The 19,152-nt window shown below is 52.6% G+C and carries 19 protein-coding genes; all 19 read left to right on the plus strand.

Going from position 1 to position 19,152, the window contains the following annotated elements:
• Window positions 1–143 precede the first annotated feature (143 nt).
• A complete protein-coding gene (locus tag EDM59_RS23355) occupies window positions 144–1,343 on the plus strand; it encodes an NAD(P)/FAD-dependent oxidoreductase (RefSeq protein ID WP_122925819.1) in 1,200 nt (399 codons plus the stop codon).
• On the plus strand, window positions 1,340–2,365 hold the full coding sequence (locus tag EDM59_RS23360; RefSeq protein WP_122925820.1) for a 4-hydroxyproline epimerase: 1,026 nt from the start codon (window positions 1,340–1,342) through the stop codon (window positions 2,363–2,365). The genes EDM59_RS23355 and EDM59_RS23360 overlap by 4 nt, the downstream gene beginning before the upstream one ends.
• Before the next feature lie 38 nt (window positions 2,366–2,403).
• Entirely contained in the window at window positions 2,404–3,288 is an 885-nt protein-coding gene (locus tag EDM59_RS23365; protein ID WP_092274428.1) for a dihydrodipicolinate synthase family protein, read from the plus strand.
• 12 nt (window positions 3,289–3,300) lie between these two features.
• Window positions 3,301–4,740 carry an aldehyde dehydrogenase family protein gene (locus tag EDM59_RS23370; protein ID WP_122925821.1) on the plus strand — a complete coding sequence of 480 codons (1,440 nt, stop codon included), beginning with the start codon at window positions 3,301–3,303 and terminating at the stop codon, window positions 4,738–4,740.
• A gap of 30 nt (window positions 4,741–4,770) precedes the next feature.
• Window positions 4,771–5,775: a proline racemase family protein gene (locus EDM59_RS23375; protein WP_122925822.1), complete on the plus strand. Its 1,005-nt coding sequence runs from the start codon at window positions 4,771–4,773 to the stop codon at window positions 5,773–5,775.
• 183 nt (window positions 5,776–5,958) lie between these two features.
• Window positions 5,959–6,312, plus strand: a complete 354-nt coding sequence (locus EDM59_RS23380) for a DUF1516 family protein (RefSeq protein WP_122925823.1) — start codon at window positions 5,959–5,961, stop codon at window positions 6,310–6,312.
• Between the two features lie 299 nt (window positions 6,313–6,611).
• Window positions 6,612–7,502, plus strand: coding sequence for a MurR/RpiR family transcriptional regulator (locus tag EDM59_RS23385; RefSeq protein WP_425456022.1), 891 nt, complete (start codon window positions 6,612–6,614; stop codon window positions 7,500–7,502).
• Window positions 7,503–7,518: 16 nt separating this feature from the next.
• Window positions 7,519–8,262: a glucosamine-6-phosphate deaminase gene (gene nagB / locus EDM59_RS23390; RefSeq protein ID WP_122926225.1), complete on the plus strand. Its 744-nt coding sequence runs from the start codon at window positions 7,519–7,521 to the stop codon at window positions 8,260–8,262.
• Window positions 8,263–8,377: 115 nt separating this feature from the next.
• Complete coding sequence (gene hemQ / locus EDM59_RS23395) at window positions 8,378–9,130, plus strand: hydrogen peroxide-dependent heme synthase (protein ID WP_122925825.1); 753 nt, start codon at window positions 8,378–8,380, stop codon at window positions 9,128–9,130.
• 155 nt (window positions 9,131–9,285) lie between these two features.
• The gene (locus EDM59_RS23400) at window positions 9,286–9,663 is read left to right on the plus strand and encodes a VOC family protein (RefSeq protein ID WP_122925826.1); all 378 of its coding nucleotides are present in this window, start codon (window positions 9,286–9,288) and stop codon (window positions 9,661–9,663) included.
• Between the two features lie 95 nt (window positions 9,664–9,758).
• A complete protein-coding gene (locus tag EDM59_RS23405) occupies window positions 9,759–9,941 on the plus strand; it encodes a hypothetical protein (RefSeq protein ID WP_122925827.1) in 183 nt (60 codons plus the stop codon).
• 18 nt (window positions 9,942–9,959) lie between these two features.
• Window positions 9,960–11,381, plus strand: a complete 1,422-nt coding sequence (locus EDM59_RS23410; RefSeq protein ID WP_122925828.1) for a YcdB/YcdC domain-containing protein — start codon at window positions 9,960–9,962, stop codon at window positions 11,379–11,381.
• Between the two features lie 64 nt (window positions 11,382–11,445).
• Entirely contained in the window at window positions 11,446–11,862 is a 417-nt protein-coding gene (locus EDM59_RS23415; RefSeq protein WP_183193017.1) for a zinc-ribbon domain-containing protein, read from the plus strand.
• Window positions 11,863–11,974: 112 nt separating this feature from the next.
• Entirely contained in the window at window positions 11,975–13,012 is a 1,038-nt protein-coding gene (locus EDM59_RS23420; protein ID WP_246011204.1) for an aromatic acid exporter family protein, read from the plus strand.
• Between the two features lie 169 nt (window positions 13,013–13,181).
• The gene (locus EDM59_RS23425) at window positions 13,182–13,706 is read left to right on the plus strand and encodes a GNAT family N-acetyltransferase (RefSeq protein WP_122925829.1); all 525 of its coding nucleotides are present in this window, start codon (window positions 13,182–13,184) and stop codon (window positions 13,704–13,706) included.
• Between the two features lie 183 nt (window positions 13,707–13,889).
• Complete coding sequence (locus tag EDM59_RS23430; RefSeq protein WP_122925830.1) at window positions 13,890–15,071, plus strand: ROK family protein; 1,182 nt, start codon at window positions 13,890–13,892, stop codon at window positions 15,069–15,071.
• 17 nt (window positions 15,072–15,088) lie between these two features.
• The gene (locus EDM59_RS23435) at window positions 15,089–16,231 is read left to right on the plus strand and encodes an extracellular solute-binding protein (RefSeq protein ID WP_122925831.1); all 1,143 of its coding nucleotides are present in this window, start codon (window positions 15,089–15,091) and stop codon (window positions 16,229–16,231) included.
• A gap of 93 nt (window positions 16,232–16,324) precedes the next feature.
• The gene (locus EDM59_RS23440; RefSeq protein WP_122925832.1) at window positions 16,325–17,401 is read left to right on the plus strand and encodes an ABC transporter ATP-binding protein; all 1,077 of its coding nucleotides are present in this window, start codon (window positions 16,325–16,327) and stop codon (window positions 17,399–17,401) included.
• Window positions 17,402–17,416: 15 nt separating this feature from the next.
• Entirely contained in the window at window positions 17,417–19,144 is a 1,728-nt protein-coding gene (locus EDM59_RS23445; protein ID WP_092274463.1) for an ABC transporter permease, read from the plus strand.
• The last annotated feature ends 8 nt before the right edge of the window (window positions 19,145–19,152 follow it).

Consider the following 19,152-nt stretch of genomic DNA (forward strand, 5'->3'; position numbering starts at 1 on the left):
ACATTCTTAGATATTATACATTTCCATTTTAAGTTGTAAAAGAATTTAGACAAAAGCTGAAGAAGAACCGTTCATTGTGATTGGCACGGTGTGTGCATTTAAGAAATGCTGGAAGAACACATTTGGATGGAGGAGAAGACACCATGACAGCACGTACCCAATCCCACGCTGAAATCGCAGTCATCGGTGGGGGCATCATCGGCGGAGCGATTGCGTATTACGCGGCCAAGTCTGGCCTGGACGTCGTGGTTCTGGAGCGAGGCGAGCTCGCTTCGGGTACTTCCTCCCGCTGTGACGGCAACATTTTGGCCATTGATAAAGACCCCGGCTTTGACAGCCAGATGTCGCTACAAAGCCAATTGCTCGTCGACGAGCTCAGCCGCGAGCTGGATCACTCGTTTGAGTACCGGGCTCCGGGGAGCATCCTCGTCTGCGAGTCAGAGGCTGAGATGGAGGCGGCACAGGAGTGGGTGCGACGCCAAAAGGAGGCAGGTCTGCCGTTTCGGATGCTGGATCGTTCGGATATCAGGCAGGAGTCTGTGTACTTCGCCGACGATCTGCTGGGAGGACTCGAATGTGCGACAGACTCGACCGTCAATCCATATATGCTCACCTTTGCCCTGTTTGCAGGGGCAAAAAAGCACGGGGCGAGGATCATGCAGCGGACAGAGGTGAAGTCGCTGCGGCGGGATGAAGCGACAGGCGCATTTCATCTGGAGACGAACGCAGGCAGTATGACAGCCAAGCAGGTCGTCAACGCAGCGGGTGTGTGGGCTCCAGTAGTGGGTCAGATGGTCGGCGTAGAGATCCCCATCCACCCGAGAAAGGGCCATCTGATCGTCGCCTCCAGACAAATGCCTGTCGGTGTGCGCAAGGTGATGGAATTCGGGTACCTGATTTCCAAGTTTGGTGGAACGCGGCAGGTGGATGAGGAAACGGAAAAATACGGGGTAGCGCTGGTGTTTGAGCCGACGGAAAGCCAGAACTTCCTGATTGGCTCGAGCCGCCAATTCGTAGGCTTTGACACCAAGGTCGATCTGAATGTCGTGCGCTGCATGGCGAGGCGTGCCTTGCGCTTTTACCCGAAGATTGCCGACTTTGCCATTATCCGTACTTATTGCGGGCTGAGACCGTGGACAGAGGATCACCTGCCGATCATTTCGCGTGTCGAGGAAGTGCCTGGCTACTATATCGCAGCTGGGCACGAGGGAGATGGCATCAGCCTCGCCGCCGTTACCGGAAAAGTGATTTCGGAAATGCTGCAGGGTCAAAATGACACGATCATTCCACTCGATCCGCTGCGACATGATCGATTTTCAAGCAAAGGGGTGTTGCATCGATGAAAGCAAGCCGGGTGTTTTCTACCGTCGATACGCATACCGGCGGAAATCCTACGAGGACCGTCATCAGCGGCCTGCCCAAGCTGGAAGGTCAGACGATGGCCGAAAAAATGCTGCACATGAAGGAAGAGTACGACTGGATTCGCACCCTTTTGATGTACGAACCGCGCGGACATGATGTGATGTCAGGTGCTCTCTTGGTCGAGCCGTGCCATCCTGAGGCAGATGTAGGTGTCATTTACATCGAGACAGGCGGGTACCTGCCGATGTGCGGTCACGATACAATTGGGCTTTGCACCACGCTGGTGGAGACGGGGATGATTCCCGTGATCGAGCCGATTACCAGAGTCAAGCTGGATACACCCGCTGGCTTGGTAGAGGTGGAGATAAAAGTCGAAGAAGGCAAGGCGCGTGAGGTGTCTTTCCGCAATATTCCTGCCTTTCTGTACAAACAGGATGTGACGGTAGAGGTCGAGGGCTTGGGGCAGGTCACCTGCGACATCGCGTACGGTGGCAATTTTTACGCCATCACGGATGCGCGCAAGCTGGGACTGGAGTTGACGCCAGCACATGCTTCCACGATTGTTGATACGGCGGTGCGCATCCGCAAGGCGATCAACCACACGCTGGAGGTCGTCCACCCGGATAAGCCTTTTATCCGTGGTCTGACGCATGTGGAGTTTTACACAGCTCCCAGCCACCCACAGGCTGATGTGAAAAACACGGTCGTGGTCCCGCCTGGAGGCATCGATCGCTCGCCATGCGGTACGGGTACCTCGGCGAAGCTCGCGACCTTGTTTGCCAAAGGGGAAATTGGATTAGAGGAATCCTTTGTGCATGAGAGCATCGTAGGCTCCTTGTTTACAGGCAAGGTCCTGGAAGTGACAGAGGAAGGCGGCCTGCCTGCCGTCGTAACGCAGATTGCCGGCTCGGCCTGGCTCATGGGCAAGCATACGATTTTTTATCATCCGGAAGACGAGCTGGCGACAGGCTTTTTGCTCATCCCGCCGTCAACCGATCACTAAGTATAAAAAACCAGCTCGACTGGAGAGGAGAATGAAGGATGACAAGATTTGCAGGGGTATACGTAGCGATTGTGACGCCATTTACGAGCGATTATGAGGTCGATTACAAACGCCTCACCGAGCTGTGCGAGTGGCTGATTCAAGAGGGAGTAGATGGGCTCGTGCCGTCCGGTTCCCTCGGGGAATACGCCACGATGACAGGCGAAGAGCGGGCAAAAGTCATTCAGACCGTCATTGCTGCAGCGAAAGGACGCGTACCCGTCGTCGTCGGATCGGCAGCACCATCGACACGTCAGGCGGTGGAGTGGGTACAGTTCTCCAAAGACGCAGGGGCAGCAGGCGTCATGGCTTTGCCGCCGATCAACTACAAGCCGCTATTGCCGGAGGTATTTGCCCATTACGAAGCGCTCAATACAGTAGGCTTGCCGATCATCGCCTACAACAACCCGCATGACTACAAAATTGACCTGACACCTGAGATTTTGACTGAGCTATCCAAGCTGGAAAACGTAGTCGCGGTCAAAGAGTTCTCCGGGGATTTGCGCCGTATGCAGGATATCCTGGCACAAACGGATCTGGAAGTCATGGTTGGGGTAGACGATCTGGTCATGGAAGGGGCACTGATTGGCGCGACAGGCTGGATCGCAGGTGTACCGAATGCCCTGCCAAAAGAAGGGGTGGAAATCTTCCGACTAGCCCGTGCTGGCAAGCTGGAGGAAGCACAAGCTCTCTATCGCCGCCTGCTGCCGCTGTTCCACTACGATGCTAGCCCGCAGCTGGTGCAGTCGATCAAATACATGATGGAGCTGGCAGGCTTCCCTGTAGGTCCTACTCGTCCGCCGCGCCTCCCACTGCCACAAGACTACTACGCAGGAATCAAAAAGGCGTTTGACTACGCAGTAGGAACAGCTGCTGGGAAATAAGGAGGGGCATCGATGCAGAGCAAAAACTGGATTGGCGGCGAGTGGATAGTCCCTGCCGGCAATGAGGTGACGGTTGTGAACCCGTCGCGCACAGCTGAAGAAGTAGGAGTGGTTCGTTTTTCGGATCGCTCCCACGTCTTCGCGGCAGAGCAGGCAGCGCGTGAGGCACAGAAAAAATGGTCGCAGATGACTGGTGCCGCTCGCGCAGAGATTTTGTTTCAGATGGCAATCGTTCTGGAAGCCCATGCGGAAGAGCTGGCACGACTGGCCAGCCAGGAAATGGGCAAGCAAATCGGAGAAATGCGTGGGGAAGTAGCACGGGGAGTCAGCCTGCTGCGCTACTATGCGGGCGAAGGCATGCGGGCAAACGGCAGCGTCATCCCTTCTGCGGATACAAATGTGCTGCAATACACCAAGCGCGTACCGCTCGGCGTGGTAGCGGTGATCACCCCATGGAACTTTCCGGTGGCGATCCCGATCTGGAAAATCGCTCCTGCACTAATCTGCGGCAACACGGTCATCTGGAAGCCAGCGGAAAATGGCTCTTTAACTGCGACAAGGCTGGCACAGCTGTTCGCCGAAACGAAGCTTCCAGCAGGTGTCCTCAATCTGGTGATCGGTCGAGGAAGGGAAGTCGGGTCTGCGCTCACGGAAGAAGCGGCAGTCGATGCCGTCAGCTTTACCGGCTCCTCTGCAACGGGCCGACAAATCGCCATCGCCTGCGCGGGGCGCAATATCAAGTACCAAACGGAGATGGGCGGGAAAAACGCGGCGGTCGTTCTGGCTGATGCCGATCTCGAGAAGGCTGTTCCCATCCTGCTGAGTGGGGCCTTTAAATCCGCTGGGCAAAAATGTACGGCCACCAGCCGGATTATCGTCGAAAAGGGAATCTATCAACAGCTGGCGGAGCGCTTGCAAAGTGCCATCTCCTCATGTGTGGTGGGAGAAGCGCTCGATCCTGCCGCGTACCTCGGACCAGTGGCCTCCTGCGAACAGTATGAAAAGGTGAGTCGATATGTGGAAATGGCGAGCGAGCAAGCAGCGCTGATCGCGCAAAGCCCTGCCCTGGCTATGGCCGAACAGGGATTTTACATCCGTCCGATGATTGTGGAGGGAGTCAAAGCTACCCATGCCTTGGTACAGGAGGAAGTCTTCGGGCCGCTGGCTGTGTTGCTCCCGGCTGAAGATTTTGCCGAGGCTGTTGACTTGTGCAACCAAACGGTATACGGGCTGAGCGCTTCCTTGTTCACGCGTGATCTGACAAGCGCGCATCGGTTCCTGGACGTGGCACAGGCAGGCATGGTCAGGGTCAATCAGGAGACAGCAGGTGTGGAATATCAAGCACCGTTTGGCGGAATGAAGCAGTCCAGCTCCCATACCCGCGAGCAGGGACAGGCAGCGCTTGATTTCTACACGGAAATCAAGACGTGCGCGATCAAGTACGCCTGGTAGGGATAGCTAGCAGAGAATGGGGAGGCTGTCATGAACATCAATCAGTTATTTACGACAATCGATGCTCATACTGGGGGTGAGCCGCTGCGGATCATTACGGGCGGCATTCCTCCGATCAAAGGCGAGACGATCCTCGAGAAGCGAAAATATTTTCGGGAGGAGCTGGATTACGTTCGTCGTGTGCTCATGTACGAGCCGCGTGGACATCACGGCATGTACGGCTGCGTAATGACAGCCCCGGTGAGTCCGGATGCGGACTTTGGAGTCTTGTTCATGCACAACGAAGGATACAGTACGATGTGTGGCCATGGGATCATAGCCGTGGTGACGGCTGCCTATGAAACCGGCTTGCTTCGGGCGGATGACATCAAGGCTGACATCGTGATTGACAGCCCCGCAGGGAGAATCCTCGCTCGGGCCAACGTAGAGAATGAGCAGGTGAGGTCCGTTTCGTTTGAGAACGTCGCGTCCTTTGTACTTGCCCAAGACTTCCCGATCGAATGGGAGGGGCGCACCATCCTCGTTGACATTGCTTTTGGCGGAGCCTTTTATGCCGTGGTGCAGGCAAAGGACTTGGGTGTGCAGGTAGAAATCGAGCAGCTGCCGATCCTTCAAGAGTGGGGGGCACGGATCAAGGAACAAATTGAAGCCAAGAGGCATGTCGTCCATCCGCTTGAGCCAGAGCTGACCGGCATTTACGGAGTCATCATTTCCGACGAGCCGAAAAGGGCGGATTCGCACCTGCGCAATGTCACGATTTTTGCGGATAAACAGGTGGATCGCTCGCCATGTGGGACGGGTACAGCAGCCCGATTGGCAACGTTGTTTGCGCGAGGGGAGCTTGCAATCGATGAGCCGTTTGTCCATGAGGGGATCGTAAACAGCCAGTTTATTGGGACCGTAGTCGGAAAAACGCAAGTGGGCGAGTACGCCGCCGTAATCCCCACCATCGAAGGAAGAGCATTCATCACAGGGCTGCATCAGTTCGTGGTGGATCCTACCGATCCGTTGAAGGATGGATTTTTGCTGCGCTAAGGGGAGATTATGGGTGCCAGAGGCTGCACGATATGTGCAGTCTTTTTTGACGAAGGCGATGCAGCATCATCTTGCTCCTGTTGTCACAATAATGCCATGTGTCCGAGCGTCTGCATTTTACCGACACTTCTGTTATAATGTCGAGGACAGGCATTCAATAAGGATCGAGGAGTTGATTTTCATATGGGTTATGCGTTGTTAAAAGCGCACGTAGGTGGCTGGGAGGCTGCATTTGTCCTCTTGATCATCGGGTACATTCTATACCGCGCAGGCAAGACAACAGTAGCAAAAGTACTACATATGCTGCTGCGCTTGATGATGGTCATTATTTTGGTAACTGGCGCATGGATGCTGTTCCAATTCCACACGACCGACGTCTACTATTATGTAAAAGGCGTGCTCGCCATCGTGTCGTTTGGTTTGATCGAAATGTGTATGGGGCGTGCCCGCAGACAGGATGGAAGCCTTGGCTTTTTCATCGGGGCACTGGTCGTGATGGTTGTCGTCATCATGCTCGGCTACCGTGTATTTGCGTAACGGAACAGAATGAATTGGCAAAGGCATTTGCTCACCTTTTTACGTGGGCAGATGCCTTTTTTCATGTGAGACAAAAAAGGCTGAGCCCGAAAAGCGGATTAGCAAGAAAAAAGAAGAATAACTCCACTTTTCATTTAAAATATGGCGGATAACTCCATTTTGTGTATAATGGCTGTAGAAGAACTACAGCCTTTTTGTACGAATAGGCATTCATACAGTTCTATCGTACAAGTCCAACGAAAGCTACGCTTCAAGCTTGGTGTAGCCAAGTTTTCAAGTACGAAGGAGGAAGTCGGTTGATGGAGCAACAGGATCAGGGTCTGGAGGCTTTCTCTGCAACGGCTGCGAAAACGAATACGCTGCTGCAAATTCAAAGCTTGCTGCCATCCTTTACAAAATCGGAGCAAAAGGTAGCCCACATCGTGCTGAATCAAACAGAGAGTGTGATCTACTCCTCTGTCATCGATTTGGCGGAAAAGGCAGAAGTGGGCGAGACGACGGTCTTGCGTTTCTGTAGGAAAATCGGTTTTCGCGGCTACCAGGAGTTCAAGCTCGCATTGGCGCAGGAGCTGGTAAACCCGGTGAAAAACCTGCATGGCGAAGTGGGCGAAGACGATTCCTTGGGGATATTGACACAAAAGGTAACGGCGACGAATCGCCAGGCCATTGAAGATACGAGTGCCTTATTCGACTTGGAGCTGCTGGAGCGTTGCATCGAGCTGCTGGGGAATGCGGGTACCATCCACTTTTACGGAGTAGGTACTTCTGCTGTAACCGCCCAGGATGCCAAATACACGTGCCTGCGGATCGGCCTGCGGGTGGACGCCTTTACGGAGTCCCATCTACAGGCGATGGCAGCGGCGACTTTGGGTCCAGGCGATGTAGCGGTCGGGCTTTCAGTTTCCGGGAGCACCAAAGACACCATTGATTCATTGAAGGTAGCGAAGGAAGCGGGCGCAACGGTCATCTGCATCACGCATTACCGGCGCTCACCGATTACAAATGTGGCGGACATCACCTTGTTGACAGCTGCCCAGGAAGGTCCCCTGCAGGGTGGATCACTGGCAGCCAAAATGGCGCAGCTGCACGTGCTCGACGTCATCGCTACCGCATTGACCATGCGAAACAAGGAAAAGGCTTTGATGTACAAGGAACGGACGGCAAAAGCAGTCCTTGCGAGAAAGTATTAACAGGAGGGAAATGAAAGTGAAGCTGGTCATCGTAAAAGACTACAACGATATGAGCAAACAGGCGGCAAAGCTGATCGCAGAAGAGGTCACTCGCAATCCGAAAACGGTATTGGGGCTGGCAACAGGTGGGACGCCAGTCGGGATGTATCGGGAGCTTGTTTCCCTGCACCAGCAGGAGGGCGTCGATTTTTCTCAGGCACAAAGCTTTAACCTCGATGAGTATGTCGGACTGCCAAGCCATCATCCGCAGAGCTATCGGACTTACATGAATGAAAATTTGTTTGCGCACATCAACCTTCCAGCGGAAAAAACGCATGTTCCGCAAGGCGATGCCGTAGATCTGGAAGCAGAGTGCAAGCGTTACGAGCAGGCGATCGCACAGGCAGGCGGCATCGATATTCAAGTGCTGGGGATCGGCAACAACGGTCACATCGGCTTTAACGAGCCAGGCTCTGCGAAGGACACGACTACGCGCGTCGTTGCGTTGACACAGAGCACGATTGAGGCAAATGCTCGGTACTTCGACAGCATCCAGGAAGTGCCCACGCAGGCTGTTTCGATGGGGATTCAGACCATTCTCGGAGCGAAGAAGATTATTTTGCTGGCGAGTGGCGAAGCGAAAGCACAAGCGGTTTCGCAAATGCTAGAGGGGGAAATGACCGCTGACGTCCCTGCGTCCTTGCTGCAGCAGCATCCTAACGTGACCGTCATCGTGGACGAGGAGGCAGCGTCAGCCCTCTCCGCCAAGCTGCGATCCTGACAAAAGGGGAAAAGCTTTGTGTTCACGAATCTGTTCCGAATATCGACCATCTCCTTATGCTATACTGGGAATGTTGCAGTCGGGATAACCAGATATTTCAAAGGAGCTGAATTCCATGAGCGCGAATGAAGCGTTGCTTACATTGGAAGGTTGGTATACGTATCATAATTTCCGCACAATCAATTGGGAAAAGTGGAGAGCGGCATCTGAGGCTGAGCGCCAAGCTGCTTTGGACGAGCTGAATACGCTGATCCGTACATGGGAAGCGAACGAAGCAGAGGCGCAAGGCAGCACGGCCGTCTACTCCATTTTGGGGCATAAGGCTGATCTGGTGTTCATGTTCCTGCGCCCAACCATGCAGGAACTGGACGAGATCAAAACGGCGTTCAACAAAACCCGTTTCGCTACATATACGGAAGCTCCTTATTCCTACGTATCCGTCGTGGAGCTGAGCAACTACGTCAACAATCCAGGAGAGGATCCAAAGGCGAACCCGCACGTACGCGATCGTCTGTACCCGATCCTGCCAAAGTGGGAGCACATTTGCTTCTACCCGATGAACAAAAAACGCGACCTGCAGGACAACTGGTACATGCTGACTATGCAGGAGCGCCAGGAAATGATGCGTTCTCACGGCATGATTGGCCGCAAGTATGCAGGAAAAGTAAAACAAATTATCGGTGGCTCCGTCGGCTTCGACGATTGGGAATGGGGCGTTACCCTGTTTGCCAACGATCCACTGGAATTCAAACACATCGTCTACGAAATGCGCTTTGACGAAGTCAGCGCACGCTTCGGCGAATTCGGCAACTTCCTGGTAGGAAACGTGCTGAATGTAGAATCACTCGGCAAAATGCTTGAGGTGTAGTTCATAGAGTCAAAAGAGGTCTGCCTGCGCGAGATTCGCAAGGGCAGATTTTTTTGCGTCTGAAGCGCTGTTTGTTCCAAATACATGATAAAATGGACATTATGTCCAGATAGATCGTGTAACCAGAAATCGCGCGTACAAGGGTGGGGAGCGAAATGAAGGTCAAACGCATCGTTGCCAATATCGCAACATCGGATGTGGCAGAGGCGAAAAGGTTTTATCAAGACGTGCTGGGCTTGGATGTTGTCATGGATCACGGGTGGATCGCTACATACGGCTCAAAGGAAGAGATGCGTGTTCAAATCAGCTTCGCTACCCAAGGGGGTTCAGGTACTTTGACACCGGATTTGTCTGTGGAGGTCGATGACGTCGATGAAGCGTGGAGGCGCGTCAAGCAGGCAAAAATTCCGGTTGAATATGGCCCAGCCGATGAGCCGTGGGGCGTTCGGCGTTTCTACGTGCGAGATCCGTTTGGAAAACTGGTAAACATTCTGGCTCATGTCTCTGCAAATGGGACGGAAACGGCAGAGTAGAGCCGGGCGTGCCACAGGAGAAACCGTGCCGAATACGAAAATGCGCGGCAAAAGGCAAGAGGTAGCATGCATAGAGGCACAGGAGATCTACCTGGATGAAATTCGCGAGGGTAGCTCCTTTTTTTTGTGTTGTTTTGTCTATTGATTTCCAAATTAATGGTGAAATGGGTGATGTGACCAAATGGAAGGCGGAAGGAGAGCTTGATTATGCAAGGAAAAAAGATTCACCAAATGACGTTGAAGATGTCGACAATATCGATGCTGTCTGCCTTGTTTGATAACTGGAGGACTCGACCATGATTCAAAAGCAATCCTATCGAAAATTTGCCCCTGCAATAGTGTCCCTTCTCCTTGGCGTATTTTTGGTATACGGCATCACCGCTGAAAGGACACCGCTCGTGTATGCGGCAGAGCAAAAGTCCGAAAAAATCATTACCGAGGATGAAGCGATACATTTTGCAAAAAAATGGCTGCCGATCCCAGCGGGCTATACATATGGATACGGAAACTACGTTGAGCCAGATGGTGAGATAGAGTTCCCTTATGGTGCTTGGTCACTCTATTGGTCCAAAGGAGATCAGGATCGTATCATTTACAATATCCACCCGGTTACGGGACAGCTGCTGCGCTACCTCAATCAAAACCAGATCAGCGCCACTCCTGCCTCTGTAAATGCCGATCGGCAGCGTTTCGCACGTGAACGAGCGAACCAGTTTCTCGCCCATGTGATCCCGCCTGAAGAGCGGTCAAAGCTGACAGCACCGAGTGAAAGCATCGTAAAGAGCGACAACCCGGAAACGTATCAGTTCGTCTACAAAAGGATCGAGAATAGTATTCCTTTTGATGGCAATTACATTGTAATTAGCGTGAGTGGAGACGGAAAAATAGTGAGTTTCAAGCGTTTGTGGTACGAAGGGGAGCTGCCAGATGCGAGCCGCGTCATATCTGAAACGAAGGCACGAGAACTATTGCAGCAAAACACGGAGCCAACCCTGATCTATCGGGATAAACCAGAGTACTTCAAAAGCGATAGTTCAAACGAGCAGAAATACATGCTCGTCTATGAATACCAAAGGAAAGACCCGCAACTCGTCGATGCGATCACAGGGGAAATGGTCGATGCAAACGCAGAACCTGTAAAGCCCAAGCAAACGATCAACAGCTTGAAGGCAATGGCTCCCGCTGTCCCGCCAAATACGGGTAGAGGGGAAGACGGAGTGTTCACCCGCGAACAGGCGGAGGCAAGTGCTCTTCATTTCGTGCAAAAGACACTCTCTGCCCAGTTAGAGAATCTTTACATGCTGAATCCACAGCCCTATGAATGGAGCACAAGCGACTTACTAGCACATCGGATGTCTTACGAAGTACATTTTAGCTGGCTGAAAAACGGGATTCCTGTCAAGGATGCTACGTTTCAAGTTCGCGTTAGCCCGCGTAAAGGCTCCGCCAGTTTTGTAGACAAGGAACCGGTTCAACCACCTGTAATCGTTGACAATGACCCCAGGAGAGTAGATGTGGCGACAGCGAAAAAGACGGAGCAAGCAATGAATCCGGTTCTTAAGCTGTACTACAAGCAGCCTTTCGGATTCGACGAGGAAACGGGCGAGCCAAAGCCGATTCTCGTTTATAGCCTGACAGGAGACGGGGGAGTCGTAGACGGCCATACAGGCAAGTGGATCAGCTTTGATCAGATGCGGGAAGCGCGGACAAAACAGTAATTTCCCCCGCTTCGATTTGAGACTCCCCCCGTTATCAGCTAAGATAGGAAAAGGAGGGGATATTTTGAAAAGCATAAAACCTGGTCGCGGGCCATCTACTATGGGGGCAGCTGGCAGTATCGTCGTCGCCATTTTCGGGATATTCTGGACGATCATGGCGTTCACCATTACCCGTGATGCCCCATTCCCCATCGGCTTTATTTTTCTGGCAGCGGGGATTCTCTTTGTGGGTTTCGGGATATTTCAAGCCGTCTATCATTACAAGAACGCGACGTCCAAACAGAGAATGTCCTTGTTTGATATAACGGATTCAAAAGAAGAGCCTGATCCGCTCGATGTACGGTTCGGGGGAGCTGAAACAGCAAAAGATCCGGCAGAACGTACACAGAAGCTGTCGCCAGAGCGAGCATTTTGTCCCTATTGTGGGCAAAGTGTACAGTCGAGCTTTCAGTACTGCCCGAAGTGCGGCAAAAAGCAGTGAATGATTGGAGCAAAGAGGATGTCCTCAAAATGGACGTCCTTTTTCATTCCCTTAACAAAGTCGTAACTTTGGTTCGTTCACATTTTTTGGTACAGTGGAAAGAGGAAAGAAAGTGGGAGCATATTCTATCAGCAAGGAGGGAGCAGGACTGAGATTCCTATCACTAAAAATCGGCTATCGCACATTAAAGACGGCAGTTGGTACAGCCGTATCGATCTTGCTCGCCCAGCAGTTTGACCTGATGTTTCCCGCATCGGCAGGGATCATTACCATTCTCTGCATTCAAGTAACGGTAAAACAATCGTTTCGAACCGTCGGAAACCGGATCCTCGCCAGTTTACTGGGATTGGGGATCGGGATGGCACTGTTTGCCTTGCTCGGATACTCGCCGCTGGCTATCATGCTGGCGATTCTGATCTTTTTGCCATTGGCTGTGCGCTTTAAGATTCAGGAAGGCTTCATCAGCAGCATGGTTGTCATGATGCATTTATACTCCTCGCAGCGAATGGATCTGGCCCTCATTCTCAACGAATTGGCGCTGCTGCTCATTGGGGTAGGGGTAGCTCTGATCGTCAATTTGTACATGCCGAGCTTGGACAACGAACTGAAGGCCATGCAATCACAGATCGAGCAAAACTTCATGAAGATCCTCAAAGAATTTGCCTATTATTTGCGTCATGGGGAGAGCAATTGGGATGGTCACGAGATGATCGAAACGCCAGGCTTGCTGGGGAAAGCGGTGCAGCTCGCCTCTCGCTCCGTTGACAATCGGCTGGGAAAAAGGGAAGACGATCCGTACTACCAGTATTTTGTGATGCGCGAGAAGCAGTTCGAGCTTCTGGAGCGGATGATGCCGATCGTCTCCACGCTTGATATCCAGGTACCGCAGGGGCATCAGATGGCAGACTTTTTGGAGCGGCTCAGTGACTCGGTCCATCCGGGGAATACGGCTTATCGTTTCCTCGATCAACTGCGCGTCATGCGATATGAAATCAGGGAGACAGGTTTGCCGACCTCGCGCGAGGAGTTCGAGACACGCGCTTCGTTGTTTTATTTGCTGCGTGAAATAGAGCGGTACTTGTTCATCAAGCATGAGCTGGGAAAAAATACGGATGAAGCAGCCGATAAAAATGTGGCTGCCGCCAAGTAAGAGAAGAAACGACTGTCACGGATGGCAGTCGTTTTTGATTGACAGGGGTTCTGCTGCTCCTTCGTCACCATTTTCGTGCCAAGGAAAGGACGTTTTCCTTCTGGCGAAAGTGAGTAAGATGGAGGTGCGCTTACCATTAGAAAAGGACAATAGGGGGGCAGACAAACAAATGGCGACAATAGCAGGTGACAAGGAGTATGGGCTTGAGGTCAGGGAGGTCTCTGGTCTGGATGAGGAAGACTTGGACAAAGTGAAGCAGCTGTTCTTAGAGTATGCCCACTCCCTCGATATCGATCTTTCCTTCCAAGACTTTGAGGCGGAGTACAAAGCACTGCCTGGAAAGTACGGCCCTCCGGATGGCGTGCTGCTACTGGCAAAAGTGGATGGACAAACCGCGGGATGTATTGCTCTTCGCAGGATCGGAGAGGGCATCTGCGAGATGAAGCGACTCTACGTCCGCGATTCATTTCGGGGGTTGAAGATCGGGAAAATCCTGATTCAAGCCATACTGGAGAAGGCTTCCGAGCTTCATTACGATGTGATGCGACTGGATACGCTCCCGACGATGGCCAAAGCGCAGGCATTGTATCACTCATTCGGTTTCTATCACATTGAACCTTATGTATTTAATCCGATAGAAGGTGCTGTATTTATGGAAGTAAAATTGAACGAGGATGATCGAAAAGCAGATTAGTAAAAGGAAACAAAAGCCAAATTTCTCTGAGTGTACGAGAGGGGATTTGGCTTTTTTTAGTATGATAGAAACATATTCAATTCTGATGCATCTAAATAGTTTGACTATTCAAAAATGGGCAGGTATAATTTGGTTAACTTTGTTAGTAAACTTAACTAACTGCATGGTGGTGAGCGAAAAAGAGTGCGTGTCCCTAAGAAAACTGGCAGCAGCAAACGGGTAAAAAACCTGAACAAAGAAGAGGTATTGCAGCAGGTTATTTTGCACGGGCAGATTTCCCGAGCTGACATTTCCAAAGAGACACAGTTGAGTCGGCCGTGTGTATCCGCTCTGGTTGATGAAATGATCCAGGAAGGTCTGCTGTGCGAAGTAGGCATGGGGGACTCCAAGGGAGGGCGCAAGCCGATTCTTTTGGAGTACAACTACCAGGCGTACGCGATAGCAGGAGCGATCTTTGACGGGTCGACACTGGAAATGGCGATCGCTGACCTGAAAGGTGAGTTTTTAGCTCGCTACAGCAAGAGATTGGCGAGGCCGGAAGATGGCGAGACCGTCATCGAAGACCTGGCTGGGGGACTTACGCAGCTGCTTGCGAAAAGCAGCATCTCTCGTGACCGACTGCTCGGTATGGGGGTCGGTGTGCAGGGTGTTACGCAGCGCAACAGCGGGACCGTCAGTTTTTCGCCCAGTACCGGGTGGATGGGCTCTCCGATTCAGCAGACGATCCAGGCTCGTTTAGGGGTGCCCGTTATCCTCGACAACGACGTGAACATGATGACACTCGGGGAGTACGTGCGAGGAGCGGGTGTTGGACACACGCATGTCGTCAACATGTACGTCGGAACCGGGATTGGATCAGGGATTATTTTGGATGGTCAGTTTTACCGGGGCAGCCGGGAAGCGGCCGGAGAAATTGGTTTTATGATGATTGGGCCCGTACATAACCGCACGAAAAAGGCATCTGGCGTATTTGAGACCCATTATTCCGTCCCGGGGATTCGGCAACAGGCAAAGGGATTACTCTCTGACCTTCAGGAAGGGTCGAGTGTCATAAAAGAGCTCATCCGCCTCGCTCGCAATGAAAACGTCGATGCACAACAGCTGTTAGAGGATGTGTATCGGCATTGGGCGTACGGAATGGCCAACATCGTCAGTGTATTGAACCCGGAGCTTTTGATCCTGAGTGGGGAGATGGTCCATGTCGACGAAGAAGGGGTGAAGCGGATTCACGATTGGCTGACCGAGTGGGTGCCAGAGGTACCTTGTCTCGAAAAGGCAAGTCTTGGTGAACAGGCGGGGTTGATCGGCGCTGTACACAGCGTACTGGAAGCGTTTCCGTCGACGAGACTTCTGGAAAAAGAGTAAAAAGAGGGGGAGTAGTTTTGAAAAAGTCAAACAGCAAGCTGAAAAAATGGATGCAGGGCATGTTCGCCGGATCATTGGCCCTGACGGTAGCTGCATGCTCGGGGGGAGGTCAGGAGGCAAAGCCTGCGGATAACAGTAACGCTGGCGGACAAGGAACCCAGCCCGCAGCTCAGCCCGCGGCGACAACACCGGCTCCATCTGGAGAACCGCAAAAGCTGGTCATTTACACCGGCCGCGACAAAAATATCTTCGAGGTCGTCCTGCCGAAATTCAAAGAGAAGTACCCGAATATCGAAGTGGAAACACTCGAGATGGGTGCCCAACAAATCTTGGAGCGTGTGCGGGCAGAAAAAGCCAACCCGCAAGCAGACTTCTGGTGGGGCGGCACACAATCTGCTTTGAGCACAGCAGCTGACGAAGGCTTGCTCGAGCCATACAAGCCTACGTTTGCAGACAAAATCCCAGATCTGTACAAAGACCCGCAGGATCGCTGGTATGGGGAAATGCTCTTGCCAGAGGTCATCATGTACAACTCGCAGGCGCTCAAGCCAGAAGAAGCGCCGCAGGATTGGGACGAATTGCTGGATCCGAAGTACAAGGACAAGATCGTTATCCGTAACGTACTGCCATCCGGAACGATGCGCACCATTTATTCTGCCATGATCTATCGTCAAGGCGCAGACACGCCGGAAAAAGGCTACGACTGGCTGACCAAGCTGGATGCAAATACCAAGGAATACACACAAGACCCAACCAACCTCTACCTCAAGATGGACCGTCAGGAAGGTGTCATCTCCCTGTGGAACCTTCAAGATGTCCTGCTGCAAAGCAAACAAAACAACCATCCGTATGACTTCATTTATCCGAAGAGCGGGGCGCCAATCCTCGTCGACGGAATCGCTCTCGTAAAAGGTGCGAAAAACCTGGAGGCGGCGAAAAACTTCATGGAGTTCCTGATGAGCCCTGAGATTGCCTCCACGCTCGCCAAGGAGCGCTTCCAATTCCCTGCACGTACCGATATCAGCAAGGATGAACTTCCTGATTTCATGAAAAACCTGGAGCTGAAGCCTTTGGAGCTCGACTGGGCAGTCATGGCAGCGAAAGAAAAAGAGTGGATGCAGCATTGGGATGAAAACATCAAGGGCAAAGGGAAGAAGTAATGTGACAAGCTGGACGGGAAGGAGTGCTCCTTTCCGTCCAGTCACTTATCCCTCAAGCGCCCAGACTCGCTACGAAGGAGGATACAGAAACGGATGAGCAGCGTAACACTCGAACACGTTCACAAACGTTTTGGCCAGGCAAAAGGAGTAGAAGATGTACACATTCATATTGAGTCTGGTGAATTTTTCACCTTTCTTGGGCCGAGTGGATGCGGAAAGACAACGACGCTGCGGATGATCGCAGGCTTTTACTTTCCAACTGAGGGGCAAATTCGCTTTGGCAGCAGGGAGGTTACCTCGGTGCCACCGCACAAGCGAAACACGGGAATGGTTTTTCAAAACTACGCGCTGTTTCCGCATATGACGGTGTTTGAAAACATTGCCTTTGGGCTGCAGGTTCGCAAGCTGTCCCGAACAGAGACCCAAGAGCGTGTGGAAAAAATGATGAAGCTGGTTCGCCTGGAAGGGTACGGGGAGCGCAGGATCGATCAACTCTCCGGTGGACAGCAGCAACGGGTGGCACTCGCACGGGCGCTGGTCATCGAGCCGCAGATTCTGCTGTTGGATGAGCCGCTGTCCAATCTCGACGCCAAGCTGCGGGAAGAGACGCGCTTTGAAATCAAAAGACTCCAGCTGGAGCTTGGAATTACGACGATTTACGTCACGCATGACCAGGCGGAAGCGATGTCGATGTCAGATCGGATCATGGTGATGCAGAGTGGCGAGGTGCAGCAAATCGGCACACCGCATGATATTTATCATCGTCCCGTCAATCGGTTTGTCGCATCCTTTATCGGAGAGACCAACCTTTGGGAAGGTACGGTGGCTGGCTTCGAGGGGGACGAGGTACAAGTGCGTGTTTCCTCCGGGCAGATTTTGACTGGTTTGAAAAAGAATGCTTCCCCGCAAGTAAGGCTGGTTGCAGGTGAAAAAGTGACCCTGTCCATTCGCCCGGAATCGGTGATGGAGAGCGCGACTGGGGAAGAGGCGAATACAGTCACAGGCGCTGTGGTTCTGGCTGAATTCACAGGGGCATGCGTCAACTATGTGACGAGTGTTGGGGATGAGCAGCTGCGCAGCATGTCCATCAATTTGGGAAGACCTGTCAAGCAGCGTGGAGACACGATCAAGCTGCACATTCCGAAAGAGAGCATTTACTTTGCTGGATAAGGGAGGGAGAAGCGATTGAAAGCAGAACTGCAGCAGGCGCCAGCAGCGACCAGACGGAAGTCCATCATGGCTTCGCCTTCCTTCGTCTACGTGCTCGTTTCGCCACTCTTTTTGATTTTACTTGCCTATGTGATATATCCGTTGTTTGAAACCTTTGTTGCCAGTATCAAAGTCGATGAAGTCATCACCTGGAAAAACTATGCGCGCTTCTTCAGTCTGGAGCATACCGCCAATCTGGAGGCGCTGTGGACCAGTATCTACATCTCGGTTTTGAGTGTCATCTCCTGCGGCATCGTCGGAGTGACCATGGCGTTCCTCCTGGAGCGTTATGAATTTCCGGGCAGAAAAATCCTGTCTGTGCTGGCACTGGTGCCGATGGCATTGCCGCCGTTGATCGGGGTATTGTCCTTTACGTTTTTGTACGGGGAGAGCGGGATCTTTCCACGTGCGATCAAAGAACTGCTAGGACTCTCGCAGGTACCGTTTCCGTTAAAAGGCTTTTGGGGCGTCGTCGTCGTCCATACCTTTACGATGTACACCTACTTTTTTATGACGGCCACTGCAGCGATCAAAGGACTTGATCCGTCCTTGGAGGAAGCGGCAGCCAGTCTCGGAGCGAGCCGTCTGACTGTCTGGCGGCGTGTCATCCTGCCGATGCTGACACCGGCGATGGTAGCTTCGTCCCTTTTGGTATTCATGGTTTCTATGGCTTCCTACACAGCACCGCTCATCTTCGGGATCGACAGGACGATGACGATGCAGATCTACCTTTCCCGTACGAACGGGGATTTGGACATGGCGGCGACGCAATCTACGATTCTCTCAATAGTCTCGGTTCTCTTCCTTTTGATCATGCGCTGGTACCAAGGCGTGCGCAACTACCAGAACCTGAGCAAAGGAGTTAGTGTACACCGCACGGAGATCAAGAGCAAAGCTGTCCGTTACATAGCGATGGTGCTTTCCTTTATCGGCACGATCATCCTGATGCTGCCCATTCTCGTCCTGGTCCTCATCTCGTTCTCGGTTGACGGTACCTGGACGGTGCAAATATTGCCTCCGCAGTACACGCTCGACCATTATCTCGACCTGTTTACAGACAGCAAGACTTGGCGTCCGATCGTAAACAGCTTGCAGCTCTCTGCCATCGCCTGCGTGGGTATCGTCTTGTTCGGCGTGGCGGCTGCGTATTCGATGGTTCGTCTGAAGTTTCGCGGCAAGACCTTGCTGGACGTGCTGATCATGCTGCCTTGGGCGCTGCCAGGTACAGTTGTAGCGGTAAACCTGATCGCAGCGTTCAGCCAACCGACCGTGTTCAGCTTTGGGCAGGTGCTGATCGGGACGTTCTGGATCATCCCGCTCGCGTACTTTGTCCGGCATCTGCCTCTCGTCTTCCGTTCTACGTCCGCAACGTTGATGCAGATGGATCCATCCGTAGAGGAAGCGGCGCGTAATTTGGGAGCATCGTGGTGGTACAGCTTCCGCCGAGTCGTCTTTCCGATGGCGTTGGGCGGGATTCTGGCTGGAACGCTGCTGGCTTTTGTCCAGTGTATCGGAGAGTTCGTCGCATCGATCCTGATCTTTACGCCGCGAACGACTCCACTGTCGGTAGCCGTGTTCCAGCGAATGTACAGCTTTGAGTTTGGAACGGCGTGCGCGTATGGAGTGCTGCAGATTATCGTCATCATCGTGGTTCTGTTCATCTCCAGAAAGCTTGGCGGGGACAAAGCAGGTACCGCTATCTAGTAAAAGCT

The sequence above is a fragment of the Brevibacillus nitrificans genome (genome assembly GCF_003710965.1).
GTDB lineage: Bacteria > Bacillota > Bacilli > Brevibacillales > Brevibacillaceae > Brevibacillus > Brevibacillus centrosporus.